Raw genomic sequence first — 26,189 nt, forward strand, 5'->3', positions numbered from 1 at the left:
GTCAGCCCCTCGGGACCACCACGCCGCGGATCTGCTCGGCGAGCTGGCGCAGCGAGACCTCGGTCTTGGAGAGAACCTGCTCGGCCGAGGAGTTCAGCAACTGGCGCTCCTCGGCGCTGAGATCCTTGGAGGAGAGGACGACGACGGGAATGTCGGCATGGGCCGGGTCGGCCCGCAGCTCCTTCAGGAAATCGAACCCGTCCATGACGGGCATGTTGAGATCGAGCAGGATGAGGTCCGGCCGCCGCTCGCCGACGCGCTGGAGGCCGAGGCGCCCGTTCGTGGCGGCGGCGAAGTCGAAGCCCTGGCGCTGCAGCATGGTGGCGTAGCGCCCGAGCGTGTCCTCGTCGTCGTCGATGGCGAGGACGAAGCCGCCCGGCGGCTCGCGGTAGCGGTCCATCACCTCCTTCAGCCGGTCCCATTCGACGGGCTTGACCAGATAGTCGGAGGCGCCGAGCGCATAGCCGATGCGCTTCTCGTCGAGGCTGGAGACCATGACCACGGGAACGGAGGAGAGGACTGGATCGGCCTTCAGCTCGGTCAGGACCGACCAGCCGTCCTTCTTGGGCATGGTCACGTCGAGAAGGATGACGTCGGGGACGATCGCCCGCGCCATTTCCAGCCCCGCCACGCCGTCGGAGGCGGTGCGCACGGAAAAGCCTTCCCGCGTCAGGAAGCGCGTGACGAGATCGCGCGCATGCGGGTCGTCGTCGATGGCGAGCACGGTGCCGGCGGGGCCGGGCAGCGTCGCGTCTCCGCCGGTCGGCGCGATCGGCTCGTCCTGCCCCTCCTCGACGACAGCGGGAATGCGGATCGTGAAGGTCGTGCCCTCCCCTTCCACGCTGGCGACGCCGATATCGCCGCCGAGCAGGCGGCAGAAGGCCCGCGTGATGGCGAGGCCGAGGCCCGTGCCGCCGAACTTGCGCGTCGTCGTCTCGTCGGCCTGGGCGAAGCGCTCGAAGAGGCGCTCGACCTGGTCCGGCGTCATGCCGATGCCGCTATCGGTGACGGCCAGCATGATCCAGTCCCGCTGGCCGTCGAAGGAGCGCTCGGCGACGAGCCGGATCGTGCCGTTCTCGGTGAACTTCGAGGCGTTGGAGAGAAGGTTCAGGAGGCACTGGCGGATCTTGGTCTGGTCGCTGTGCATGGCGCCGAGCGTGCCGTCGTGCTCGACGACGAGCGTGTTGTGCTTCTTGGCGATCAGCGAGCCGACGGTCGAGGCGACGTCGTCGAGCACGCCCGCCAGCTCGAAGGTCTCGGCGAAGAGGTCCATCCGCTCGGCCTCGATCTTGGAGAGGTCGAGAACGTCGTTGATCAGGCTGAGGAGATGGCGGGCATTGCCCTCGATCTTCTTGAGGTCGGGCAGGAGATGGGTCTGGCCGAGATCCTCGACCTCCTCCTCCAGCATCTCGGCATAGCCGATGACGGCCGAGAGCGGCGTGCGCAGCTCGTGGCTCATATTGGCGATGAACTGGCTCTTGGCCCGGTTGGCGTTTTCGGCGAGCTCCTTGGCGGCGAGGAACTCCTCCTCCAGCGCGCGCTGCTTGGTGACGTCCGTGTTCGTGCCGAACCAGCGCAGGATCGCGCCCTCGGCGCTTCTGATCGGCACGGCCTGCGTGAGGAACCAGCGATAGGAGCCGTCCGCCGCCATCAGCGGGAACGTGTCCTCGAAGGGCTCGCCCGCCGCGATGGCGGCGCGGTAGCCCTCGTCGACCCGCGCCGCATGGTCGGGATCGATGATCGCCGACCAGCCTTCGGCGGCCATGCGCTCGGGCGTCGTGCCGGTATAGTCGTACCAGCGCCTGTTGTGCCAGACGATCTCGCCGGTCGGCCGGGCCATCCAGGCGAGCTGGGGAATGTTGTCGGCGATCGCCGTCAGCCGGTGGCTGGTCTCGCTGAGCGCGGACGCCGTGCGGTGCAGCTCCGTCGTCTCCAGCACGAAGACGCCGACGCCGCCGGCATCGGTTCCCGCCGCGCGCGTCGGAAAGGCCGAGACGACCGCATGGCGGTCCTGCCCTTCGCCGAAGACGAATTCCCGGTCCGTGTGGGTGCGCCGCTCGGACAGGACGCGGTCGATGACGGGCATCAGCCAGCGCCCCGGCGAAGCCGCCGAATGGGCCGCGACGATGCCGGCGAACTCGGCATTGGTGCGAAGCAGCTTGCGCTCGCCGTCGAAGAAGGCCGCGCCCACGGGGGCGGCCTCCATCAGATCGCTGAGGAGATCGGCGCCGGCGCGCAGCTGCCGCTGGCGGCGCACGACGAGCCAGGCCAGATAGAGCGCGGCCGCGATGGCGGGCAGGAACACGCCGACCTGGAGAAAGGTCAGGAAGCGCTCGAACCGGCCGTTGGCGGCGATCACCTCGGTCGAGGCCGCGCGCATCTCGCCGACCGTGCCGCGCAGCTCCGCCATGATCTCGCGCCCGACGCCGCTCTTGACGAGATCGGTCGCCGCCACGAAGCCCTCCTCCATCCGCGCCGTCACGACCGACTGGACGAAGTCCAGTTGCTGCTGCGCGAGATCGGCGACGATCTCGACCTCCTCGCCGTCCACCCGGGCCAGCGCCAGCGTCTGCGTGACCGCGTCGATGGCGGCCGGAAAGGCCGCCGCTGCCTGGCGATAGGGGTCGAGGAACTCGTCGGTGCCGGTGAGGACATAGCCGCGCATGCTGCTCTGGGCGACCGTCACGGTGGAGAGAAGGTCCGTCAGCGAAAGGTTCAGCGCGGCCTGCGCGTCGCTGGAGACCGAGCGCGAATGGCCGGCCCAGAGCGTCCAGGCGAAGACCGGCACGGAAACGGCGAGGATGGCGGCTGAGACCGTGAAGCCCGTCGACCGGTCCCACTTGGAGGCGCCCGCGCCGAGGGGGGAGGAACCGATCGTGTTGATCGCCATGAAGCCGGGCTTTCTGAAAGGAGAACGAGGGACGCCGCGATGCACGCCCGGGGAAGGCTTGCGCCGGAAGGATTGCGCGAGGCCGGATGCCGCCCTTCAAATGGTCCGCCGGGAAGCGGATCGGAACGAAGTCGACGCCAGAACGCTGACGAACGGAAAGGGAGATGCTTTCTCCCGGAAAGGCACGCGATGTTTCAGCAGATAGCCAATACGATGTGTCTCGCAATGGAGGCCAACCAAGTCATTTGGATGCGCATGGTCGCCATCGGCCAGTTCGGGCCCGACATCATGACCGAAATGTCGCTGATGATGTCGGAGAAGGTCGAGGCCAACGCCTCCGCGCTCGCCAGCCTCGCCAGCGGAAACTCCGCCGACAGCGTCGTCACCGCCTATCGCGAGATCGTCCAGGCCAATCTCAAGCGATTGTCCGCATGATCGCCATCCACGACCGGAGATCGCCGTGACGATCCTCCTCTATCACAGCTCCAACGGCGACGAATGGCACGTCGTCCAGGAGGCGGGAGACGCCGACCCCTACGTGCTCCACCGGGCGAACCTCTCCTCCGGCGGAACTCTGACCCCGATCGCGGTCAAGACCTTCCTCGCCCTCGGCAACGGCCCGGAGCAACAGGCCCTCCAGCGGCTTCTCCAGTCGCAGGACTGATGCAGCAACACGGCCGCATTCCTCTGCGGCAGATCGACCGGGTGTTCTCGGCCGGCCCGGACCGGGACGTCGTTCTGTCGGATGACGGGCGCAAGCAACACGGGCGCAACCTGGGAACGTATGAGGTCGTCGCCCTCCGAACTGTAGGAAGCTCCAACGTCCGGTAACCTGTAGATAAGGTCATCGTGAGTTATTTGAGAGGCTTATTATTCTTACGAGAGCCTCGCCATGTTGAGCCAGTTCCGGATCGCCACGAAGGTCGCCTGCATCGCGGTGGTGATCAGCCTCATCGGGCTCTTCGCATCGCTCTATGCCGCGAGCGTCATCCGCAGCGCGGACGACGACTATTCCACGATGATCTCCAATCTCGACCGCTCGACCCTTCTTCTCGCCCGGCTCAACCGCATGACCAACATGCTCGGCTACAGCGTCTACCGGGCCATATCCTACGAGGGGCCGGAAGCCGTCGCGGCGCAGAAGACGACCTTGGACGCCATCGAGACGGGCAAGTCCTACATCGCCGACATCATGACGCGGATGCCCGAGCGGCAGGACAAGATGGACGCCATCCGGACGAGCTTCCTGGAGATCGCCGACATCGCCACCCAGGCCGCGGCCGCCGGAGCACGCTCGGACAACGACGTCGCCACCGCCCTGATGCGGACGGCCGACGGCAAGATCGTGGACCTTTCCCTGAGGATCGCGAGCCTGAACGACGAGACGATCGGGCGCGTCGATGCAAGGTCGGACGAGCTGACGGTGGCCTCCCACAGCAATGCCTATCTCCTCGTCGGCGGCACGCTGGCGAGCGCGCTTCTGGGCCTCTTCGCGGCGCTCTTTGTCTCCTCGCGGGGCATCACGGGCCCGCTGAACGTCTTGCGCGACAAGATGGTGGAACTGGCGGACGGGCGTCTGGACACCGAGATCACCGGCCAGGAGCGCGGCGACGAGGTCGGCGCGATGGCCAAGGCCGTGCAGATCTTCAAGGACGCGGCGCTGCGCAACAAGCGCCTGGAGGCCGAGGCCGGCGCCGCCCAGAGCGCCCAGGCCGAGCAGCGCGAGCGCCAGTCCGCCATCGACGGCGCCAAGGCCGAGGATACCGGCCAGGAGCGCGGCGACGAGGTCGGCGCGATGGCCAAGGCCGTGCAGATCTTCAAGGACGCGGCGCTGCGCAACAAGCGCCTGGAGGCCGAGGCCGGCGCCGCCCAGAGCGCCCAGGCCGAGCAGCGCGAGCGCCAGTCCGCCATCGACGGCGCCAAGGCCGAGGACCTCAAAGCCTTCGTCCATCAGGTCGAGGGAGGCTTCGACCGCCTCTCGGCCGGCGACCTCACCACGCGCATGACCCGAGCCGTCGCGCCCGAGTTCGAGCCCATCCGCGCCAAGTTCAACGGCTCGGTCTCGCAGCTGGAAACCACGATCGGCTCCGTCGTCACCGCCGTCGGCACGATGCGCACCGGCCTCGGCGAGATCACGGTGGCCGCCGGCGATCTGTCGCAGCGCACCGAGCAGCAGGCGGCGAGCCTGGAAGAGACCGTCGCGGCGCTGTCGGAGGTCGTGCGCGGCGTCGGCCTGACCGCCGAGAGCGCCGACGACGCGCGCGCGGCCGCCTTCATGGCGCAGAAGGAGGCGGAAAAGGGCGGCGCGGTCGTCACCCAGGCGGTGGCGGCCATGGCCGAGATCGAGGCCTCCTCCGACAAGATCGGCCAGATCATCGGCGTGATCGACGAGATCGCCTTCCAGACGAACCTTCTCGCGCTGAATGCCGGCGTCGAGGCGGCGCGCGCGGGCGAGGCGGGCAGAGGCTTCGCCGTCGTCGCCCAGGAAGTGCGCGGGCTCGCCCAGCGCTCGGCGGAAGCGGCCAAGGAGATCAAGAGCCTGATCGCGACCTCCTCGACCCAGGTCGAGCAGGGCGTCGGCCTCGTCTCGGCCTCGGGCCGCAGTCTCGAACAGATCGTCGCCCAAGTCGGCGCGGTGGCGCAGGCGATCGCGCAGATGGCGCAGTCGGCGCGCGAGCAGTCGGTCAGCCTGAAGGAGGTCTCGGTGGCGGCCGATCAGATGGACAAGGTGACGCAGCAGAACGCGGCGATGGTGGAGGAGACGACCGCCGCCGCGCAGTCGCTGTCCGCCGAGACCGAGCAGCTCGCCGGCCTCGTCGACAGCTTCCGCACCGGCGCCTCCGCGGCCCCCGCCGCAAGGCCGGCCGCCCCCGTTCGCCGCAGCGCCGCACCCGCGGCTCAGCGGCCGGTGGTTCAGATGCGCAGTGTCGGCTCCGGTGGCGCGGCGCAGAAGGCGCAGGCTGCGGAGGATTGGGCGGAGTTCTGAGCCGGGGTCCGTCCCGTAGGAGCGTGGCGCCGGAGTCTGTCAGGTCCATCTTGAACCAGGCAGACTCTCGACTTCCGTGTGGTCGTTTGCCGTTTCGGGATAACCGGCTTCTCCTGATCCCGGACAAACTCCAGGCGAGACCGTCCCGGCAGGGCGATGAGGCGGCGCGCGAGGGGGCGCGGGATGCCCGGATCGGTGGAGGGTGCCGACGGGGTGCGAGGCTCTGGGATCGCCGGGATCGCGGAACCAGCTTTGGAGAGAAGCACGAAGGGTAAGGGCCGGTTCGAGAAGCGGCGAAGCGGTGGCCGCGAGATCGGAGGAGGAGGCGCACCGCAGATCAGGCGTCGGTCGGGGCGACCGCCGGAACGTCGGACTTCGGCGGGAGGCACCCCCCCTTTTCCCGGCATCTCTTCGCAAGGAGGGACGACAGGCCGAACACGGACGGTTCAGCCTGTCGCAAACGGTTCGGCTCGGTTGCAGGAGGTCCAGGCTCGTCGTTGAGGGTCGAGCCTGATGCAGGGGGCAGGCTTCATTCAGACGGATCGAGCTTGCTGCAAACGGCTTCGACCCCTCGCAGACGGCTGAAAATTTCGATCGGCCACCGAGGCAGCCGATCTCCCTTCTTTCCAAAGGTCCCGACGGAGAAGAAAGCCTCGGCGGCTCGGAGCCGCCGGACGCTTCCATGAGGACGAGTTCGTCGCTTGAGGTTCGCAGAACGGGCGAGGGGCCGCCTCGCACGGCGGCACCCGAGGTCAGGCCATTCGCGCGTCTGCGCCGGACCCGTGAGGGCCGGACGGCCCCGGCTCAGAACTCCGCCCAATCCTCCGCAGCCTGCGCCTTCTGCGCCGCGCCGCCGGTGCTGCGCATCTGAACCACCGGCCGCTGGACGGTGGATGCCGAGCTGCGGCGAACGGGCGTGGCCGGCCTTGCGGCGGGAGCCGCGGAGGCGCCGGTGCGGAAGCTGTCGACGAGGCCGGCGAGCTGCTCGGTCTCGGCGGACAGCGACTGCGCGGCGGCGGTGGTCTCCTCCACCATGGCCGCGTTCTGCTGCGTCACCTTGTCCATCTGGTCGGCGGCCACCGAGACCTCCTTCAGGCTCACCGACTGCTCGCGGGCCGACTGCGCCATCTGCGCGATCGCCTGCGCCACCGCGCCGACCTGGGCGACGATCTGTTCGAGACTGCGGCCCGAGGCCGAGACGAGGCCGACGCCCTGCTCAACCTGGGTCGAGGAGGTCGCGATCAGCGCCTTGATCTCCTTGGCGGCCTCCGCCGAGCGCTGGGCGAGCCCGCGGACCTCCTGCGCGACGACGGCGAAGCCTCTGCCCGCCTCGCCGGCGCGCGCCGCCTCGACGCCCGCGTTCAGCGCCAGGAGGTTCGTCTGGAAGGCGATCTCGTCGATGACGCCGATGATCTGGCCGATCTTGTCGGATGAGGCCTCGATCTCGGCCATGGCGGCCACCGCCTGGGTGACGACCGCGCCGCCCTTTTCCGCTTCCTTCTGCGCCATGAAGGCGGCCGCGCGTGCGTCGTCGGCGCTCTCGGCGGTCAGGCCGACGCCGCGCACGACCTCCGACAGCGCCGCGACGGTCTCTTCGAGGCTCGCCGCCTGCTGCTCGGTGCGCTGGGACAGATCGCCGGCGGCGACCGTGATCTCGCCGAGGCCGGTGCGCATCGTGCCGACGGCGGTGACGACGGAGCCGATGGTGGTTTCCAGCTGCGAGACCGAGCCGTTGAACTTGGCGCGGATGGGCTCGAACTCGGGCGCGACGGCTCGGGTCATGCGGGTGGTGAGGTCGCCGGCCGAGAGGCGGTCGAAGCCTTCCTCGACCTGATGGACGAAGGCTTTCAGATCCTCGGCCTTGGCGCCGTCGATGGCGGACTGGCGCTCGCGCTGCTCGGCCTGGGCGCTCTGGGCGGCGCTGGCCTCGGCCTCCAGGCGCTTGTTGCGCAGCGCCGCGTCCTTGAAGATCTGCACGGCCTTGGCCATCGCGCCGACCTCGTCGCCGCGCTCCTGGCCGGCCAGGCGCTTGTTGCGCAGCGCCGCGTCCTTGAAGATCTGCACGGCCTTGGCCATCGCGCCGACCTCGTCGCCGCGCTCCTGGCCGGTGATCTCGGTGTCGAGACGACCGTCCGCCAGTTCCACCATCTTGTCGCGCAAGACGTTCAACGGGCCGGTAATGCCCCGCGAGGAGACGAAGAGCGCCGCGAAGAGGCCCAGAAGCGCGCTCGCCAGCGTGCCGCCGATCAGGAGCGTGCTGGTGCTCTCTGCCTCGGCGGTCAGCTCGTTCGACCGGGTTTCGACCCGTTCCACCGTCTCGTCGTTCAGGACCGCGATCTCGGCGGACAGGGCGGCGATCTTGCCGTCGATCGCCATCATCGAGCGCTTGGCGGCTTCGTTCTGGGCGGAAGCCGTTGCGTTGTCGGCCCTGGCGGCCACGCCTGCCGCGTTCGTGGCGACCTTCGAGATCAGGAGGAAATCGGCCTTGATCGTCTCGATCCGGTCCGCGCGATCGGGGAGAAGGCGGGCGGCCTCGTCGATATAGGACTTGCCGAGCTCGACGGCCGTCTGCACCGCCTTCGCCGCCTCGGCGGCTTCGGGCCCGTCATAGGTGAAGGCCCGATAGACGCCGTAGCCGACTGCGTTGGTCACGCGGTTGAGGCGCGCAAGAAGAAGGGCCGAACGGTCGGGATTGGAGATGAGCGAGGAGTAGTCGCGATCGGCGGCTCGCAGGGCACTGACGGCATAGAGCGAGGCGCAAACGCCGATCATGCTGATGACGATGGTAATACAGGCGACCTTTGTCGCGATCCGGAAACGGCTCAGCACTGTCGTTCCTTTCAGAGGGGGAGGAGACCTCCTTTCATCATCAATGTGTTATCGTATTATTACCCGGCTATGAAATTCCGGTCTGCGCCGAAGAGCCCGGTTCTGACGCCGCGGTTGCGATCCCGGCCGAAGGCGATCCCGGCCTGCCCAAGAAGGCAGCGATCTGCCGCAGCGGCAGGCAGGTAGAGCCCGCCGCGTCCCGCTAAGCTGCTGCAGCAGCGCGGCCGGGCACATGGCACGAGCCTTGCATTCCTCTCTTGTATGCAAGACGGCGACGTTCACGACAAATCGGCCGACTCGATCGACCAGACGATCCTCGGCTCCATCCTGGCGCATCGCATCCGGCCGGGCGCGCGGCTCGGCGAGGGCGAGCTCGCGACGCTGTTCGGCGTCTCGCGGACGCTCGTGCGCGAGGCGATGATGCGGCTGGAGACGCGGGGCATCGTCGAGGTGCGTCCGCGCCGCGGCTGGTTCGTGGTCGAGCCTTCCGCAGAGGAGGCCGGGCGCGTCTTCCAGGCGCGGCGGGCCGTGGAGGCTGGCGCCATCCGGCTCCTGCCGCGCCTCGGGGCCGGCGCGCTCGGCCATCTGCATGCCCATCTGGCCGAGGAGCGCCAGGCGCTCGCCGTCGGCGATCATCCCCGGCTCGTCTGCCTGATGGGCGACTTCCACATCCGCATCGTCGAGATCCTCGACAATCCCGTCCTCACCTCGATCGTGCGCGATCTCACGGCGCGAACGATCCTGATCGCGATGCTCTACCAGTCGGACGACCATGCCGAGGAGTCCCATCTCGGCCATTGCCGGATCGTCGAGGCCCTGGAGCGGGGCGACCTCGCCGCCGCCGCCGATCTTGCCGTCCTCCACATCGACGAGGTCGAGGCCGGTCTCGATCTCGACCTTGCGGCCGATCCGCTCGCCGCGCTCCGGCTGTCGCTTGCCATGTCCGCCGACCTCCCCTCACCCGCACCGGGCAAGTCCCGACCCTCCAACGCCGCCTGACCATTCGTCTTTATGAAGGACCGATCCCCCATGATGAACCGCCGCTCCCTCCTGGCCGCCGGCCTCGCGCTGGCCACCCTCGCCGCGCTGCCGGCCGCCGCCCGCGCCGACGCGCTCTCCGACATCCAAAGCCGCGGCACGCTGCGCGTCGCCGTGCCCCAGGACTTCCCGCCCTTCGGCTCGGTCGGCGTCGACATGACCCCGCAGGGCTACGACATCGACATGGCCACGCTGATCGCCGAGAAGCTTGGCGTGAAGGTCGAGCTGACGCCCGTCACCTCGGCCAACCGTGTGCCCTTCCTGCAGACCAACAAGGTCGATCTCGTCATCTCCTCGCTCGGCAAGAACCCGGACCGCGAGAAGGTGATCGACTTCTCGGTGCCCTATGCGCCCTTCTACAACGGCGTCTTCGGCCCCGCCGACGTCGCGGCTGCCGATGTCGCGGCGCTGTCGGGCAAGACGGTCGGCGTGACGCGCGGCGCGGTGGAGGATCTGGAGCTCTCCAAGATCGCCGGCTCCGACGTCACCATCAAGCGCTACGAGGACAATAACGGCACGATCTCGGCCTTCCTCTCCGGTCAGGTCGAGCTGGTCGCGACCGGCAACGTCGTCGCCGCCGCGATCATCGAGCGCAATCCGCCCAAGCGCCCGGAGATGAAGTTCCTCATCAAGAACTCGCCCTGCTACATCGGCCTGACCAAGGGCGAGGCCGCGCTGAAGGCGAAGGTGGACGAGATCGTCTCCGCCGCCAAGGCGGACGGCACGCTGAACGCGATCTCCCAGAAATGGCTGAAGACGGATCTGCCCGCCGATCTGTGATCGGCCGGATCGCTCGGGCCCCCGCCCCATCCGGCGGGGGCCTCCTTCGGTTTCATAGGCGGACGCCTCAGAGATGACCTATCAGTTCGACTTCTCCTGGCTGGCGGAATACTGGCCGGTCCTTGTCCACGGGGTGCGCGTCACGGTCCAGCTGACGCTGGTCGGGTCCGTCCTCGGAATCGGCCTCGGCATCGTCTGCGCCTGGATCCGGGCGCTCGGGCCGCGGGCGCTCGGCTATCCCGTCGCGGCCTATGTCGAGCTGATCCGCAACACGCCCTTCCTGATCCAGCTCTTCTTCGTCTTCTTCGGCCTGCCCGGCCTCGGGCTGCAGATGGGCGAGATGACGGCGGCCTACATCGCCATGACGATCAATCTCGGCGCCTACAGCTGCGAGATCATCCGGGCGGGCATCCAGTCGACGCCGAAGGGCCAGTTCGAGGCGGGCGTGAGCCTTGCGATGACGCGCTTCGAGACCTTCCGCCATGTCGTGCTCGTGCCCTCGCTCCAGCGCATCTGGCCGGCGCTCTCCTCGCAGGTCGTGATCGTGATGCTCGGCTCGGCCGTCGTCTCGCAGATCGCGGCGGAGGACCTGACCTTCGCGGCGAACTTCATCCAGTCCCGCAACTTCCGCGCCTTCGAGACCTATGCCGTCTCGACGCTGACCTATCTGGCGCTGGCGATCCTCCTCAGGCAGCTGATGGGCCTTGCGGGCGCTGCGATCTTTCCCAAGAGGGCGGCGGCATGACCGAGTTCACCACCTGGGACATCCTGCGCAACCTGCTTCTGGCCGCGCGCTGGACGGTCGTGCTCTCGCTCGTCTCCTTCGTCGGCGGCGGCCTCGTCGGGCTCGCCATCCTCTTCCTGCGCATCTCGAAATCGAAAGGCACGCGCATCCTCGCGCGCGGCTATGTCGAGCTCTTCCAGGGCACGCCGCTCCTGATGCAGCTCTTCCTCGCCTTCTTCGGCCTCGGCCTCTTCGGCATCGACGTGCCGGCCTGGCTCGCGGCGGGCGCGGCGCTGATCCTCTGGTCGGCGGCGTTCCTGGCCGAGATCTGGCGTGGCTGCGTGGAGGCGGTCGCCAAGGGCCAGTGGGAGGCCTCGGCGAGTCTGGGCATGGGCCGCCTGCAGCAGATGCGCTGGGTGATCCTGCCGCAGGCGCTGCGCGTCGCGGTGCCGCCCACCGTCGGCTTCTCCGTCCAGGTGGTGAAGGGCACGGCGCTGACCTCCATCATCGGCTTCACCGAACTCTCCAAGGCCGGCACGATCGTCACCAACGCCACCTTCGAGCCCTTCACCGTCTACGGCCTCGTCGCGCTCGTCTATTTCGCGCTCTGCTGGCCGCTCTCGAAATCCGCCCAGATGCTGGAAAGGAAGCTCAATGTCGCTCATCGCGGTCACTGAGGTCAGGAAGCGCTTTGGCGCCAACGAGGTCCTGAAGGGGATCGACCTCGACGTCGAGCCGGGCGAGGTCATCGCCATCATCGGCAAGAGCGGCTCGGGCAAGTCCACCCTCCTGCGCTGCATCAACGGGCTGGAGACGATCGACGACGGCTCGATCATGGTCGCGGGCGCCCAGCTCCTGCCGGACGAGACGCATCTGAAGGCGCTGCGCCTGAAGGTCGGCATGATCTTCCAGCAGTTCAACCTCTTCCCCCATCTCACCGCCGGGCGGAACGTCATGCTGAGCCAGATGGTGGTGAGGAAGACCGGCAAGGCGGAGGCCGAGGCCATGGCGCGCCGGCAGCTCGAGCGCGTCGGCCTCGCCCACAAGTTCGACGCCTATCCGGACGAGCTCTCCGGCGGGCAGCAGCAGCGCGTCGCCATCGCGCGGGCGCTCGCCATGGAGCCGATCGCGCTCCTCTGCGACGAGATCACCTCCGCGCTCGATCCCGAACTCGTCGCCGAAGTGCTGGCCGTGGTGCGGGAACTCGCCGCCGAGGGCATGACGCTGATGATGGTGACGCACGAGATGAAGTTCGCCCGCGACGTCTGCTCGCGCGTCGTCTTCATGCACGAGGGCCGCGTCCACGAGATCGGCCCGCCGGGTAGCGTCTTCTCCGATCCGAAGACGCCCGAACTCCAGCGCTTTCTCGGCGTCGCGGCCTGACGCCCGTCAGCCGGGGATGCCCGAGCGGAGCTTGACGAAATAGTCGTCGTTTCCGACCTGCCCGCCCTTCAGCGCGATTTCGAGGCCGTGGATGGCTGGGTCGTCGCTATGGGCGGAGGCGACCGGCGAGCCCGGCGTTTCGGCGAGCGGGAAGCGGGGGGTCAGGGCGTGGACGTCGAGCTGGCGCAGCGCGTGGCTCGACGTGTCGCCGCCGGCGATCACGGCGCGGGTGAGCCGGGCCTCGCGCACGAGGCGCGCCTGGAGGCGGCCGAGGCCGCGGCCGATGGCGTGGCGGGCGCCGGCCTCGTTCGCGATCTCCTCGCCGAGATCGCTCTCCGGCCCCATCGCGGTGTGGACGAGGACGGAGCGGCCGGCGGCCAGATGCGCCAGCGCCGCCTCCGTCATGGCGGCGATCGCGGCCTCGTCGCCGGCTATGAAGGCGCGGGGATCGAAGGCGATGGCGGAGAAGCCTTCGGCCTCGGCATGACGGATCTGCCTCTCGGTCGTCGGCGAGCAGCTGCCGGAGACGACGGCGAGGCGATCGACCGGCGGCAGGGGCGAAAAGCGCGCCGCGCCCGGAATGCGGCCCGAAGCCTTCCAGGCTTCCGCCAGCGCATATTCGACGCCGGACGAGCCGACCGCGAAGCGGCAGCCGGCTTCGGCAAGGCGCTGCAACTGGCGGCCGGCGGACCTTTGCGTCGCCGCGTTCAGGACGTCGAGGAGGATCGCGCCGGGTTCGGCGCCGAGTGCCGCGTCCACCGCCGCGTCCGCGTCGCCGTCCGAGAGCGCGAGGTGATCGACCAGCGCGATGGAGAGGTCGGTCTGACCCGCCAGATGGCGGCGCAGGTCCGCCTCGTGCATGGGCGTCACGGGATGGCGGCTCATGACGGGATGGCGGTCGATGCGGAAGACCTCGCCGCGATAGGCCGCGAAAAGCTCGCCGAAGGCGGTGTAGCGCTTGAGCTGCGGCGCGCCGACGAGGAGCGGCACCGGGCGATGGCCGAAGGCGGCGCGGCCGAGCTCCAGCGCCCGGCCGATATTGCCGATGGCGGGGGAGGAATCGAAGGTCGAGCAGACCTTGTAGTGGCAGATCTCGGCGCCCTGTTCGGCCAGCCAGTCGAAGGCGGGGCGAAGATGCTCGTCCATCCAGGCCGGAGATTCCGAGCGGCTGGTGCCGGCAAGGCCGAGGGCTTTGACATCGGGAAACTTCGAGCGCTGCGCCTCGGTCGGCCGGTCGAGGAAGAGCACGGTTTCGACGCCGCGAAGCGCCAGCGCCTCCATGACATCGGTCGAGCCGGTGAGATCGTCGCCGTAGAAGCTGAGGAGAAGCGGTGGGGTCGGCATGGTCGGCATGTCCATCAGGCGGCGGAGGCGGAGGCGCCGAACTTGGCGAGCGAGGCGGAAAGTTCGGGATGGTCGGCGGCGTAGGTTTCGAGGGGCACGCCGGCTTTCGCCGCCTCCCAGGCCTGTCGCACGGCGCGCACGCCCGCCGCCGGCCCCATCGGATGGCTGACGACGCCGCCGCCGCAGAGATAGAGGAGGTCCGTCGAGCCGCCGGTGACGCGGAAGGTCTCCGGCGCCTGCCCGCCCCATTGGCCGGAGCAGACGACCGGGAGCGGGCGCTCCATCGCGCTGCCGAGCGGCCTTTGCAGCGCTTCGTACGAGCGCACGAAGGAGGCGTCGGGCTCCCAGTACTTGGCCGCTATGCCGTTGATCTGGAACTGATCGACGCCGAGCAGCCGCCAGATCGTCTCGTAGACGGAGAAGTCGAGGCCGAGCGCGGGATGGCGGGTGAGGATGTCCCAGCCGTTGCGATGGGCGTGGAGCGCGAGCCCCGAGCGCTTGCGCAGGAAAAGCATGGCGCCCATGCCGATCGAGTTGATGTTGACGACGGCCGCGTTGCCGCCGGCGGCGAGCACGATGTCGTGGTTGCGCATCATCTCGTCGGGATCGGCGGCGGTGATGCCGAAGGCCATCATCACCTTCTTGCCGGTCTTCTGCTCGTGGTCGAGGATCACCGGCATCACGGCCTTCACCCGGTCCTCCAGGCTCGAATAGGCCGGGCTCATCAGCTTCTCGTCGTCCTTGACGAAATCGACGCCGGCCTCGGCGAGGTCCGCGATCATGGCGGCGGACTCCTCCGGGCGCAGGCCGAGCGCGGGCTTGACGATCGTGCCGATGATCGGCCGGTCGCGCGGCACGCCCGTCAGCGCGAAGGAGCCCTCGATGCCGTATCGGGGGCCGGGATAGCGCTCCGCGAATTCGGGCGGCAGCCGGAGCCCGGTGACGCGGATGCCCGTGAAACCCTTGATCGCGTAGACGCCGGCGATGCAGATGGTCATGAGGGCGGCGAGATCGGTGCCGACCGCCTCCAGCGGATAGGCGATGTCGGCCTCGCCGCGCCGGTAGGGGCCGGGGTCGCCGGCGCCCTCGCGGCCGAAGCCGGGCTCCTCGGTCGTCCCGAGATCGCGCACGGCGAGGACGCGCGCGCCGACGCGGGCCTTCAGCTCCGGCGTCTCGCCGGGCAGCGCGACGAAGGTGCCGGTCGACTGGTCGCTCGCGATCTTTTCGGCCAGCGCCTCGACGCTGCCGGCGGTTTCGATCCGGTAGGTGACGACGATCTCGCTGCGCATCGGCTGCCCTTCGAAAGTGATGCTCATCTTAAGCCCGACGGCCCGACATTTCGGCGTATCCGCGTGTCGGAGACGCCCCGAATGTTTCAACGGCATGAGAGGCTTGGGACCTTCGCGGACGGAAAGGCCGCGAGCCGTTTTCGAGGCCGCCCCGTATCCATCGACTGAGCGCTCTGGTATCATCATTATACCAGAAGGCGGGCTGATGGTCGGCTCGTTTTTGCAGGGGTCGATCCATGCCCGTTCCCGCCGGACCCATCGTGCGCCGCAAGCTCTCCGACGAGGTCTTCGTCCGGCTGAAGGCGATGATCACGGGCGGCGAGCTCCAGCCGGGCGACGCGATGCCCTCCGAGCGCGAGCTGATGGAGCGCTTCGGCGTCGGCCGGCCGGCGATCCGCGAGGCCATGCAGTCGCTGGCGGGGCTCGGCCTTCTCGCGATCAACCACGGCGAGCGCGCGCGCGTGCTGCGCATGACGCCGCGCTCGCTCTTCGGCACGGTGGACGCGGGCGCCGAGATCATGCTCCAGACCTCGCCGGACGCGCTCGGCCATCTGAAGGAGGCGCGCATCTTCTTCGAGCGCGGCATCGTCGTGCAGGCCGCGAGCCGGGCGGGCGAGGCCGACATCGCGGCGCTGGAGGCGCTTCTCCAGACCCAGCGCGACGCCCTCGGCGACGCCGAAACCTTCATCGCCGCCGACATGCGCTTCCACCTGCGCATCGCCGAAATCCCAGGCAACCCGATCTTCGCAGCTGTCGCCGAGGCCATGCTCGGCTGGCTGAAACAGTACCACACGGACATGCTGATCTGGACGGGCAAGGAAAACCTGACCCTCGTCGAGCACGAGGAGATCGTCGCGGCCCTGAAGGCACGCGACCCCGTCGCGGCCGAAGCTGCGATGGTGCGCCATCTGGAACGCTCGCGGGCGCTGTACGTGCACCAGATGGGGTGAGCGGGGGCGTTCGAGGTTAGCTTGATCTCCCCCCTCGAGGGGGAGATGCCGGCAGGCAGAGGGGGGCGCGACAGAGTGCCGGCGTTGGACGGTTTGAAGGGTGTTTCGATCTGCCGGTTGCGGGAGGCACCCCCCTCTGCCCTGCCGGGCATCTCCCCCGCAAGGAGGGAGATCGGCAGCTTGGCGGGCGGTGTGTTCGGGAAAGCGGCGGGGTCGGAAGCGTGACGCCGCGCGATGCGGTCTAGGCGCCGGCTGTCGCGCCTGGGTCGTGCGCCATCGCCCGTCGCGGCAAGCCTGATCTCCCTCCTTGCGGGGAAGATGCCGGCAGGCAGAGGGGGGTGCGCAGGGACGGCAGCGTCGGACGATTTGCCGGATGTCTCGATCCGCCGGTTGCGGGAGGCACCCCCCTCTGCCCTGCCGGGCATCTCCCCCGCAAGGAGGGAGATCGGCGGCTGGGCGGGCGGTGTGTTCGGGAGAGCGGTTGGGCCGGTGGCATGACGCTGCGCGATGCGGTCTAGGTGCCGGCTGTCGCGACTTGGTTGTGCGCCATCGCCCGTCGCGACAAGCCTGATCTCCCCCCTTGAGGGGGAGATGCCGGCAGGCAGAGGGGGGCGCGACGGGGTGCCAGCGTTGGACGATTTGCCGGGTGTCTCGATCCGCCGGTTGCGGGAGGCGCCCCCCTCTGTCCTGCCGGACATCTCCCCCTCAAGGGGGGAGATCGGCAGCTTGATCGGTTGCAGCTTCGGGAGATCGATCATGCCGGTCGTGTGACGAGGCGCAGGGCGGCGTAGGGGCCGAGATGGGTGGGGGGCGTGCCGGGGCGGGATGGCGGCAGCGATCCGTCGGCGGCCAGGTCGAAGCTGTCGAGGTCGAGGATGGCGGTGCGGGCGGGGTCGACCGCGGCGTCGAGTTGGAGGGGCTGGTTCTCTCCGGTGAGATTGGCGAGCCAGATTTCCGTCGAGCCGTCCGGGCGTTGCGCCGCGAAGCCGTCGAGGCGGCGTGGGTCGGACGAGCGGAGCGCGCGGCGGGGCAGGCCCGACAGGGCAGCGAGCGCCTTGGCGACGTGGAAGGCGGGCACGACGCCGCCGCTTGGCGCCAGAAGACCGCGCGGCCCGGCGAAGGCGGCGCCTGTCCAGGCGGCGACGCCGCTTCCGGCAAGGCGCGCGGCATAGCCGATGGTCCAGGCGGCCGCGAAGAGGCCGCGCTGGCGCGGGTCGTCGGCGGCCATGGCGACGCGGCCACCATCGGGGTTCGGCAGGGTGCGCGAGCCGTAGGGGTTCTGGCGCATGCCGATCGTGGTGGGGCCGAGGTGATAGGGCACCTCCCCGAGAAAGCTCCGGGCCGTCCGCGCGATGAAGGGCAACGCCTCCAGCGTCTGCATGACGCTCGCATCGTCGGCGGCGTGCACGATCGGGCAGGTCGCATGGGTCGCGAAATCGAGAAGCTCCGCCGGCACGCGCTTGCGGTTCAGCTCGGTGAAGTAGCTGAACATGCCCCCGCCGAGCGCGATGCCCGGAAAGGCCGCGCGGGCGGCGGCATAGACCTCCTCCAGCGGCGGACAATCCGGCCAGGCGCTGCCGGGCGGGGTCGACTGCCGGTCGACGGAGGGGCCGACGACGATCGCGGCGGGCGCGAGCCCGGAGGCCGACACCAGCGCCGCGATGCCGGCCAGCTCCTCGCCGGGCGCGGCCACGCCGGGCACCACGCATTCGAGCGTCACGGGTGCGTCCGGCAGGGCCTGCGCGAGCCGGGCGAGCGCGGCGAGCGCCTCGGCGCCATGGCCGGCTGTGGGATCGAACTGCAGGAGGAGATGGCGCGGCGCGAGATCGCGGAAGGACTCGAGGGCCGCCAGCGCGGCCGGCGCCTCCTCCGGCGACACCGCGACGCCGAAGCGCGGCAGGGTCTTGCCATCAGTTGCGCCGAGCTCGACGCGGATCGGCGGGGCGATGCGGCCGGCGGACGCGCCCTCTCCGGTCTCTCCGGCCTCGGTCGCCGGCTCGATCTGGCGGCGGATGTCGGCGATGGTCAGCGTCACGCTCTGATGGATCGTGCGCCCGGCGGGCAGGCGATAGGGCCAGGGCAATGCCAGCGGGCGCACATAGGTCTTGTAGGAGGCGTCCGACCAGTTGCGCTGGTCCTCCATCTCGAAGGCGTCGCCCTCCATCCGGCAGGTCGCGAGCGCGCCGGGCGCCGTTTCGTGGGCGATGGCGCGAATGTCCTGGAAGGGCTGCCAGGGCTCGATGAGATCGGGAAAGCGCGCGAACTCCACCTGGCCATCCGTGTGCGTCACGGTGGCGGGCCGGCCGGCGAGGCTCTCGATCGGGTGGAGCACGCAGAAGCCGCAGCGGTTCGTCTCGAAAGGCCCTTCCGACACGGCATCGACGGCGAAGACGAGCCGGCCCGTCGCATGGCCGCCGATCTGCGCGGTGAAGCGGAGGATCTCCCCGGTCTCCGCCCGGCAGGTCGCGCGATAGGACACGTCGAACGTGTCCTCCCCGTTCCGGCCCGCCCGCTCGGCGACCTCGAGCCCCTCGATCTCCGGGGCATAGGTGCCCCAGTCGCGGTCGCGCACGACATAGGCGACCGCGCGCAGGACCTCGACGCCGCGCCAGCGGATGGCGCGAAGCCCGCCCGCGTCGAGATCGGCCTCCAGCGGGCCCGCGACGAGGCGGCGGGAGACCGGCGGCGCCTCGGTCGTGCCGAAGAGCTTCAGGCGATCGGCGGCGGCCCTCTCCATGGGACTAGCGGGCCTCGGAGGGATCTACGGTCCGGCCCGTGGCGGCGCTGAGATAGGCCGCCTCCACCAGCTCGAAGGTCTTCAGATTGTCCGCCCCGGACGTCGCGGGCTCCGTGCCCGCGCGCAGGGTCTCGATGAAATGGCGCTCGATGTTGAGGACGCTCTCCTGCACGCCGTGCCAGGGCTGCTCCGCCCAGGCGAGCGGCGTCGGCGAGACGTCGCGCGTCTGCGGCCCGTCCTTGGTGATGAGGGTCAGCTGATAGCCGGCATCGAGCTGCACCGAGCCCTCGCTGCCCTCGACGTCGATGAGAACTTCGGGAAACAGCTCGCGCGCCCGCCGCGAGGAATAGGAGCAGTCGACGACGGAGGTGACGCCGCCTTCGTGGACGAGGAGCATGGTGGCGACGTCTTCGCCCTTGATGGTCGGGTTCACCTGCGCGGTCGAGGCGGTGAGCCGGGAGACCTCTCCGAAGAGAAAGCGCGCGGTGTCGAGGACGTGGACGCCGAGATCTTCGATGATGAAACGTGTCCCTTCCGCCAGATAGGGCTGGCCGGAAATGACGTCGTAGCCGGAGCGGAAGGAGACGCGGCCCCAGAACGGCTTGCCGATCGCGCCGGAGCGGACGATCTCCTCCACCGCCATGATCGGCTTCTGCCAGCGAAAGTTCTCGTGCACCATCATCGGCACGCCGGCCGCCTCGCAGGCCGCGACCATGGCGCGCCCGTCCGCGATGGTCGGCGCCATCGGCTTCTGGCAGATGACCGGCACCTTGTGGGCGGCGGCCAGCTCCACCAGCGCGCGATGCGTCGGCGCGGTCGTCGCGATGTCGACGAAGTCGAGCGCCTCGGCCTCGAACATGGCCTTCGCATCGGTATAGGTCCGCCCGATGCCGAAGGCCTTCGCGACGGAGGCGAGCCGCGCCTCGTCGCGGTCGCAGAGAGCCACGATCGCCGCGCCGTCGCCCGACGCGGACAGGTCGCGCCAGGCGTTCAGATGGTTGTTGGCGAAGAATCCGCAGCCGATGAGGCCGCCGCGAAGTTCGGTCATGTCGGTATCCCCGATCTCGTTCGTCTGGATGGCAACCCGTTCTGACGGATATGGGGCGCCGATGTCATAGGCTGTTCGTCGGATGGCACATCATGACGCCGGGCGCCCCCGCGCGGTCGCCGGCTCTGCCGCGGCCCCGTTGTTTGCCCCTGCGACGGGTACCGGCTCGCGGATGCGGCCGGCAATCGAGAAGGTGAGGATCGCGGAGACCAGCATGGCAACGCCGACGATCATCATCGGAACGACGTAGGAGCCCGTCCAGTCCTTGACGGCCCCCGTTATGAAGGGGGCCGCGAAGCCGGCGACATTGCCGATCGTGTTGATCAGCGCGATGCCGGCCGCCGCGCCCGCGCCGGAGAGGAAGCGCGCCGGGATCGACCAGAAGTTCGGCAGGGCCGAGAAGATGGCGCAGGCCGTGATCGTGATGACGGCGATGGTCGCCGCCGGTGACGACATGGTGAGCGCGAGCGGAATGGATGCTGCGCCGACGAGAGCGGGCAGGCCGACATGCCAGGAACGGATACCGCGCCGGGTGGCATCCCGGCTCCAGAGAACCAGGGCAACCGCCGCCGGAAGGTAGGGAACCGCGGTGATGAGGCCGCGCTCGAAGATCGTGAACTTGGTGCCGAAGCTTGCTTCGAAGCCGCCGATGATGGTCGGCAGGAAGAAGCCGAGCGTGTAGAGCCCATAGATGAAGCCGAAATAGATGGCAGCGAGAATCCAGACCCGCCCGTCCAGAAGCGCCTTGGCGCTGGCGAGGCCATGTTCGGCCGTCTTCACGCGCTCCTCGCGCTCCAACTCGCCGTTCAGCCAGCGTTTCTCCTCCGCCGTGAGCCAACGCGCGTCGTTCGGGCGGTCCGGCAGGTAGTAGAGCGTGACGATGCCGACGACGATCGCGGGCACGGACACGCCGAAGAACATGAGGCGCCAACCTTCCAGGCCGAAGGCGCCGTGGGCGCCGATCAGGAGCGAGGCGATGGGCGCGCCGATGACCGTGGTCAGCGGTTGGGCGACGTAGAAGACGGCGAGCACCCGGCTGCGATGGCGCGAGGGAACCCAGAGGCTGAGATAGAGGATCGCGCCCGGGAAGAAGCCGGCTTCTGCGATGCCGAGGAAGAAGCGTAGCCAGTAGAGCTGCGTGGCATTGCCGACCCAGGTGAAGAGCAGTGAGACGATGCCCCAGCTGATCATGATGCGTGCCAGCCACTTGCGCGCGCCGAAGCGGTGCAGCGCGAGGTTGCTCGGCACTTCGAGCAGGATGTAGCCGAAGAAGAAGATGCCGGCCGCGAAGCCGAACTGCGCCGTGGTCAGCGCCAGATCTGTCATCATCCCGTTCGGCCCCGCGAAGCTGATCGCGGTCCGGTCGAGAAAGTTGATGAAGAACATCAAGCCGATGAACGGTACCAGCCTCCAGGATATCTTGGAGATGGTCGATGTCTCGACGTTCCTGTCCAATGCGGTCATCGACAATTCCCCCCATTCTGGTGCCGCTCGGGGCGCGCAGGCCCATCGATCGGACGCGACTTCGAAGACGATGCGGCCGGCCCCGCCGCGCCCGCTCGTCTCGATGCTCATGCAAGGGGAGCCGGCCGGCCTCTTCTCCCGCCGGCCGGCTCCTTCTCAGGCAGGCGTCAGGTGATGCGCTTGATGGAGTCCGCGAGTTCCTGCGGTTCGAAGACGCGCTTCCAGTCGTCCTTCATCAGCATGGGCTTGCCGAATTCGATCGCCTTGTTGCAGGCGTCGGAGAAGACGCCGGGCGTTTCCTCGAAGATGACGGAGCCGAGCACGTTCATGTGGCCGAGCAGGAAGTCGCGGGCGGCCTCTTTCGGCACGCCCCGGCGCACGACCTCGTCCATCGCCTCGCGCATGACGTCGAGAAGCGAGGCGCAGACGGTTTCGGAGAGGCCGGGCTCGAGCAGCGCCATCTGCTCCACGGTGACGCGATGCGAGCGCATGACCGGCGCCCAGATGACCTTGGCCACCTCCTCGCCCAGCGCATAGTGCTCCTCCGGCCCCTGCATCAGCGAGGAGACGATATGCTGCTTGGCCGCGACGCCGCCGAAGAAGTCGCGCTTCGCGGCGGGGTCGGTCTCGTCGTTGAAGATCGGCGGATGGCAGGGATGGGTAACGAAATAGGTGAGGTCCGGCCGCGCCGGCAGGTGGCCGGCGAAGGGCGCGGCGGCGTCGAGCACGACGACGATCGTGCCGGGTTTCAGATCCTTTTCGATCCCGGCCGCGACCTTGCCGATCAGCGTATCGGGCACGGCGAGGACCACGACCTCCGCGCCGTCCAGCGCTGCCGCCTGGTCCACGCAGTCGAAGCCGAGGCCGGTCTTCAGCCGCTCCCGGCCGGCGGGGTTCAGCTCGACATGGCGCACGTCGAAGCGCGAGCCCTTGAGATTGGCCGAGAGGCGGTAGCCCATCTTGCCGCCGGCGCCGAAGAGAGCGATCGCAGTCATTGTCGGGGGTCTTTCCGTTGATGTCGGTGTTGGTTCGGTGGGAGCTGGAGGCGACGATTTCTGCGAAATCGCGCTGGGGTTACGGGACGCGACGATCCCCGCGGGGATCGCGCGGGCTTAACGGCCGAGCGCCGCCTGCCTCTGGAGCGCGATGCGCTGCTGGAGGCGCTGCTGGAACTGGTCGACGACGACGGCGGCGATGATGACGAGGCCCTTGATGACGGTTTGCCAGAAGGAGGAGACGCCCATCATCACGAGCCCGTCCGAGAGAATGCCGATGACGAAGGCGCCGATGATCGTGCCGCCGATCCGGCCGCGCCCGCCCGACATGGACGTGCCGCCGAGCACCGCCGCCGCGATGGCGTTCAGCTCGAAGGTCTCGCCGGTGGCGGGATGGGAGGCGACGAGCTGGGAGGCGACGATCAGCCCGACGATCGCCGCGCAGAAGCCGGAGAACATGTAGACGAACATCTTCGTCCGGTTGACCTGGATGCCCGAGAGCGCCGCGGCCCTCTCGTTGCCGCCGACGGCGTAGATGTAGCGCCCGAGCGGCGTGCGCGCGGCGAGATAGGCGGCGCCGAGGCCCACCACGATCAGCGTCGCGATCGAGACGGGAATGCCGAGCACGGAGCCCGCGCCGATCAGCGGAAACGTGTCCGTGCCCCATTCGGCGGAGCCGCGAAGGTTCGGGAAGGTCGCGCCGTCCGAGGAGAGGAGCGCGAGGCCCCGCGCCACGTAGAGCGTGCCGAGCGTCGCGATGAAGGGCGCGACGTTGAGCTTGGTGATGAGCAGCCCGTTGACGACGCCGACCGCGATGCCGACGAGAAGCGTCAGGCCGATGATCTCGACCGTGTTGAAGAAGACGGTCTGGCCGAGAAAGCCGATCTCGACGCCGTTCAGCACGAGATAGCCCGCCACCATGCCGCAGAGCCCGACGATCGAGCCGACGGAAAGATCGATGCCGCCGGTGATGATGACGAAGGTCATGCCGATCGCCAGGAACGCGTTCAGCGCGACGTGTTCGGCCATGATGACCATATTGGCCGTGGAGAGGAAGTTCGGCGCGGCGAAGGAGAAGAAGACGACGACCGCGATCAGCGCGATGAAGGTGCGCGCCTTCAGGAGAAGGAGCACGGGGGAGATCTCCTGGCGCGCCGGCGGGCTTGCTGCGGGGGCGAGGGTCATGCTCGAGTCTCCACGACGGTCGGAATGGTTCGGTGCGGACCATGGCCGGCCGCCGAGAGCTCGACGACCCGCTCCTCGGTCGCCTCGCCGCGCGGCAGGTCGCCGGTGACGCAGCCGTTGGACATGACGACGATGCGGTCGGACAGCTCCATCACCTCTTCGAGGTCCGAGGTGACGAAGAGGATGCCGAGCCCTTCGGCCGCGAGCGTGCGCATCACGCGGAAGACCTCGGCCTTGGCGCCGATGTCGATGCCCCGGCTCGGCTCGTCCATGAGAAGCACCTTCGGCCCCGTCATCAGCGCCTTGCCGATGACGATCTTCTGCTGGTTGCCGCCCGACAGCGAGGAGACGGGGCTGTCGAGCCCCGCAACCTTCACGGCGAGCCGCTTGACGAAATCCGTCACGCTGCGCCGCTCCTTGGCGGTGTCGAGATGGAAGACGGTCGTGAAGCTTTTGAGCGAGGAGAGGCTCATGTTCTCGGCGACGGAGAGGATCTGCACGAGCCCTTCGGCCTTGCGGTCCTCCGGGATCAGCGCGATGCCGCGCTTGATGCGCCCGTGGACGGTGCGGTCGGTGAGTGGCTGGCCGTCGAGCACGACCCGGCCCGTGGCGGCCTCCTCGCGGCCCATGATGCAGTTGAGAAGCTCGGTGCGCCCGGCGCCCATCAGCCCGTAGATGCCGACGATCTCGCCGCGCCTCAGGGAGAGCGACACATGGTCGACGGCGAGGCCGCCGGCCTTGCGCGGCAGGACCATGTCCTCGACCCGAAGGACCTCGGGGCCGAACTCGTGGTGGATCGTCTTGGCGAAGTCCTTGGAGGAGGCGCCGATCATGGCGCGCACGATCCAGGGCACGTCCACGTCCGTCATCTCGCGCGAGCCGGTGATGCGGCCGTCGCGCAGGACGGTGATGACGTCGCCGATGCGCACCAGCTCCTCCAGCCGGTGCGAGATGTAGACGATGGCGACCCCTTGCGCCTTCAGCTCGCCGATGACGCGGAAGAGGATGTCCACCTCCGCGGCCGAGAGCGCGGAGGTCGGCTCGTCCATGATGAGGATGCGCGCGTCCTGCGCGAGGGCTTTGGCGATCTCGACGATCTGCTGCTCGCCGATCCGGAGATCGCCGACCAGCGTGTCCGGCGAATTGGCGTGCTCCAGCCGTTTCATCAGGGCGGCCGCCACCTCGCGCTGGGCGGGCATGTCGATGTCGATCCCCGCGCGCGTCTTCTCGCGGCCGATGAAGATGTTCTCGGCGATCGTCATGTTCGGAAAGAGGTTCAGCTCCTGGAAGACGATGCCGATGCCCGCCGCCCGCGCCGCCGCCGTGGTCGGCAGCTGGATCGGCTGGCCGTCGAGGATGACCTCGCCCGTGGTCGGCTGCTCCACGCCCGCGATGATCTTCATCAGCGTCGACTTGCCCGCGCCGTTCTCGCCGACGAGCACGTTCACCGCGCCGCGCCGGACGTCGAAATCGACGCCCTTCAGCGCCTGCGTGCCCGGATAGACCTTCGTCGCCCCGCGCACGGAGAGGACGATGTCGACGAAAGCGGAGCTTTCGTCCCCGATGAAAGCGGAGCTTTCGTCACCGGTGAAAGCGGAGCTTTCGGCGCCGGTGGCAGCGGAGCTTTCGGCGGTCGCCTCGATCCCGCTCATGCGCCGGCCCCGAGGCGGATCTCGACGGGCGTGAGGAGAACCTTGTCGGACGCGCCCTTCACCGTGAAGGCGCCGAGCGCCTCGACGCTCTGCCCGGCGAGAGCCTCGCGCGGCAGGGCCTTCAGCGCGGTCTCGTAGGCCTGCGTGTTGAAGGCCTTCGCGACGTCGGCGAATTCGATCTGGTTGGCATAGCTGGTGAAGGTGACGAAGGGCAGCGCGTCGCGCAGCGACGTGCCCTTGATCACGGGTCCGAGCTGCAGCGTCACGTCGCCCGTGCCGTCGCCGTCGGTGTCGACCAGCGCGGTCGCCGCGCGCGACTTGGTGTCGGCCGAGACGATCGTGCCGGAGACGCGGGCGAGGAAATTGAACGGCGCGCCCTCCTGGACCTCGCGATAGCCGAAGGTCTTGGCGCCGGCAGCGAAGTCGGCGGTCAGAGCCTTGCGGATGTCGGCGTAGGGCGCGGCCTTTTCGGCGATGTAGGGCAGCACCTTGGCGGCGTAGAGCGTGGTGGCGCTCGCGCCGGCCGTGGGCGCCGCGGCGGCCTGACGCTTGGCGGCGAGTTCGGCTGTGTCCACGAACTTGCAGGCGGGCAGCGCGAGGAGGCTGAGGGCGAGGGCGATGCGAATGTGAGATGTCATCAACGGATCGCTCGAACATTTCGGGATGTGTGCACTTGAGAACGAGCGTTTCCGCAGCCCTCATCCTGGGCCTGTCGAAGGACGAGGTCGCTTGGTGCGGCCCTTGTGCGTTACCCCCGTCCTTCGCCTCTGCGAAAAGCTCGGGGCTCGGGACGAGAGTGACGCGGGACGTGGCGCTCGACGGCGCCCCCCTCTGTCCTGCCGGACATCTCCCCCTCAAGGGGGGAGATCGGCAGCTTCAAAGACGCCGCTCGTTC

The 26,189-nt window shown here is 68.9% G+C and carries 20 protein-coding genes; 9 read left to right on the forward strand and 11 right to left on the reverse strand.

Translation table 11 applies throughout. From position 1 onward, the window contains the following. Nucleotide 1: 1 nt before the first annotated feature. Nucleotides 2-2,890, reverse strand: coding sequence for a response regulator (locus ASG62_RS03670; protein ID WP_056698358.1), 2,889 nt, complete (start codon nucleotides 2,888-2,890; stop codon nucleotides 2-4). Nucleotides 2,891-3,139: 249 nt separating this feature from the next. Here ASG62_RS03670 and ASG62_RS03675 point away from each other — a divergent pair, with 249 nt between their 5' ends. From ASG62_RS03675 to ASG62_RS03685, 3 genes are all read left to right on the forward strand, one after another. Continuing rightward, complete coding sequence (locus ASG62_RS03675; protein WP_156381947.1) at nucleotides 3,140-3,325, forward strand: hypothetical protein; 186 nt, start codon at nucleotides 3,140-3,142, stop codon at nucleotides 3,323-3,325. Nucleotides 3,326-3,350: 25 nt separating this feature from the next. Beyond that, a complete protein-coding gene (locus ASG62_RS03680; RefSeq protein WP_056698364.1) occupies nucleotides 3,351-3,554 on the forward strand; it encodes a hypothetical protein in 204 nt (67 codons plus the stop codon). Nucleotides 3,555-3,782: 228 nt separating this feature from the next. After that, the gene (locus ASG62_RS03685; protein WP_057180286.1) at nucleotides 3,783-5,876 is read left to right on the forward strand and encodes a methyl-accepting chemotaxis protein; all 2,094 of its coding nucleotides are present in this window, start codon (nucleotides 3,783-3,785) and stop codon (nucleotides 5,874-5,876) included. A gap of 804 nt (nucleotides 5,877-6,680) precedes the next feature. Here ASG62_RS03685 and ASG62_RS03690 read toward each other — a convergent pair. After that, nucleotides 6,681-8,705 carry a methyl-accepting chemotaxis protein gene (locus ASG62_RS03690; protein ID WP_057180288.1) on the reverse strand — a complete coding sequence of 675 codons (2,025 nt, stop codon included), beginning with the start codon at nucleotides 8,703-8,705 and terminating at the stop codon, nucleotides 6,681-6,683. A gap of 261 nt (nucleotides 8,706-8,966) precedes the next feature. Here ASG62_RS03690 and ASG62_RS03695 point away from each other — a divergent pair, with 261 nt between their 5' ends. The 5 genes from ASG62_RS03695 to ASG62_RS03715 all read left to right on the forward strand — a co-directional run bounded on the left by ASG62_RS03695 (nucleotide 8,967) and on the right by ASG62_RS03715 (nucleotide 12,630). Beyond that, the gene (locus ASG62_RS03695; RefSeq protein ID WP_056698370.1) at nucleotides 8,967-9,704 is read left to right on the forward strand and encodes a GntR family transcriptional regulator; all 738 of its coding nucleotides are present in this window, start codon (nucleotides 8,967-8,969) and stop codon (nucleotides 9,702-9,704) included. Nucleotides 9,705-9,734: 30 nt separating this feature from the next. Further along, nucleotides 9,735-10,523: a transporter substrate-binding domain-containing protein gene (locus ASG62_RS03700; protein ID WP_056698373.1), complete on the forward strand. Its 789-nt coding sequence runs from the start codon at nucleotides 9,735-9,737 to the stop codon at nucleotides 10,521-10,523. A gap of 73 nt (nucleotides 10,524-10,596) precedes the next feature. Next, a complete protein-coding gene (locus ASG62_RS03705; RefSeq protein WP_056698376.1) occupies nucleotides 10,597-11,268 on the forward strand; it encodes an amino acid ABC transporter permease in 672 nt (223 codons plus the stop codon). Further along, nucleotides 11,265-11,924 (forward strand): amino acid ABC transporter permease, encoded by a 660-nt coding sequence (locus ASG62_RS03710; RefSeq protein ID WP_056698379.1) that lies wholly within the window; start codon nucleotides 11,265-11,267, stop codon nucleotides 11,922-11,924. Before ASG62_RS03705 ends, ASG62_RS03710 begins: the two co-directional genes overlap by 4 nt. Next, nucleotides 11,902-12,630: an amino acid ABC transporter ATP-binding protein gene (locus tag ASG62_RS03715; RefSeq protein WP_056698383.1), complete on the forward strand. Its 729-nt coding sequence runs from the start codon at nucleotides 11,902-11,904 to the stop codon at nucleotides 12,628-12,630. The genes ASG62_RS03710 and ASG62_RS03715 overlap by 23 nt, the downstream gene beginning before the upstream one ends. 6 nt (nucleotides 12,631-12,636) lie before the next feature. Here the strand turns inward: ASG62_RS03715 and ASG62_RS03720 are convergent, their stop codons facing one another. Together ASG62_RS03720 and oiaX are read right to left on the reverse strand one after the other, a co-directional pair. After that, nucleotides 12,637-13,983, reverse strand: a complete 1,347-nt coding sequence (locus ASG62_RS03720) for a four-carbon acid sugar kinase family protein (RefSeq protein ID WP_413814171.1) — start codon at nucleotides 13,981-13,983, stop codon at nucleotides 12,637-12,639. Nucleotides 13,984-13,988: 5 nt separating this feature from the next. After that, on the reverse strand, nucleotides 13,989-15,290 hold the full coding sequence (gene oiaX / locus ASG62_RS03725; protein ID WP_244487669.1) for a 3-oxo-isoapionate-4-phosphate decarboxylase OiaX: 1,302 nt from the start codon (nucleotides 15,288-15,290) through the stop codon (nucleotides 13,989-13,991). Nucleotides 15,291-15,499: 209 nt separating this feature from the next. Here oiaX and ASG62_RS03730 point away from each other — a divergent pair, with 209 nt between their 5' ends. Then, on the forward strand, nucleotides 15,500-16,213 hold the full coding sequence (locus ASG62_RS03730) for a transcriptional regulator NanR (RefSeq protein WP_056698391.1): 714 nt from the start codon (nucleotides 15,500-15,502) through the stop codon (nucleotides 16,211-16,213). A gap of 754 nt (nucleotides 16,214-16,967) precedes the next feature. Here the strand turns inward: ASG62_RS03730 and ASG62_RS03735 are convergent. The 7 genes from ASG62_RS03735 to ASG62_RS03765 all read right to left on the reverse strand — a co-directional run bounded on the left by ASG62_RS03735 (nucleotide 16,968) and on the right by ASG62_RS03765 (nucleotide 25,932). Then, on the reverse strand, nucleotides 16,968-18,950 hold the full coding sequence (locus tag ASG62_RS03735; protein ID WP_057180290.1) for a hypothetical protein: 1,983 nt from the start codon (nucleotides 18,948-18,950) through the stop codon (nucleotides 16,968-16,970). A gap of 4 nt (nucleotides 18,951-18,954) precedes the next feature. Next, nucleotides 18,955-19,998 (reverse strand): Gfo/Idh/MocA family protein, encoded by a 1,044-nt coding sequence (locus ASG62_RS03740; RefSeq protein WP_056698395.1) that lies wholly within the window; start codon nucleotides 19,996-19,998, stop codon nucleotides 18,955-18,957. 90 nt (nucleotides 19,999-20,088) lie between these two features. Next, nucleotides 20,089-21,462: an MFS transporter gene (locus ASG62_RS03745; protein ID WP_056698563.1), complete on the reverse strand. Its 1,374-nt coding sequence runs from the start codon at nucleotides 21,460-21,462 to the stop codon at nucleotides 20,089-20,091. Between the two features lie 167 nt (nucleotides 21,463-21,629). Continuing rightward, entirely contained in the window at nucleotides 21,630-22,457 is an 828-nt protein-coding gene (locus ASG62_RS03750) for a phosphogluconate dehydrogenase C-terminal domain-containing protein (RefSeq protein ID WP_056698398.1), read from the reverse strand. Nucleotides 22,458-22,574: 117 nt separating this feature from the next. Then, a complete protein-coding gene (locus ASG62_RS03755; RefSeq protein ID WP_056698401.1) occupies nucleotides 22,575-23,642 on the reverse strand; it encodes an ABC transporter permease in 1,068 nt (355 codons plus the stop codon). Further along, nucleotides 23,639-25,294, reverse strand: a complete 1,656-nt coding sequence (locus ASG62_RS03760) for a sugar ABC transporter ATP-binding protein (protein WP_082537433.1) — start codon at nucleotides 25,292-25,294, stop codon at nucleotides 23,639-23,641. Before ASG62_RS03760 ends, ASG62_RS03755 begins: the two co-directional genes overlap by 4 nt. Continuing rightward, nucleotides 25,291-25,932 (reverse strand): DUF2291 family protein, encoded by a 642-nt coding sequence (locus ASG62_RS03765; protein ID WP_056698405.1) that lies wholly within the window; start codon nucleotides 25,930-25,932, stop codon nucleotides 25,291-25,293. The genes ASG62_RS03760 and ASG62_RS03765 overlap by 4 nt, the downstream gene beginning before the upstream one ends. Nucleotides 25,933-26,189 lie beyond the last annotated feature (257 nt).

It is taken from the genome of Aureimonas sp. Leaf427 (assembly GCF_001425485.1).
GTDB lineage: Bacteria > Pseudomonadota > Alphaproteobacteria > Rhizobiales > Rhizobiaceae > Plantimonas.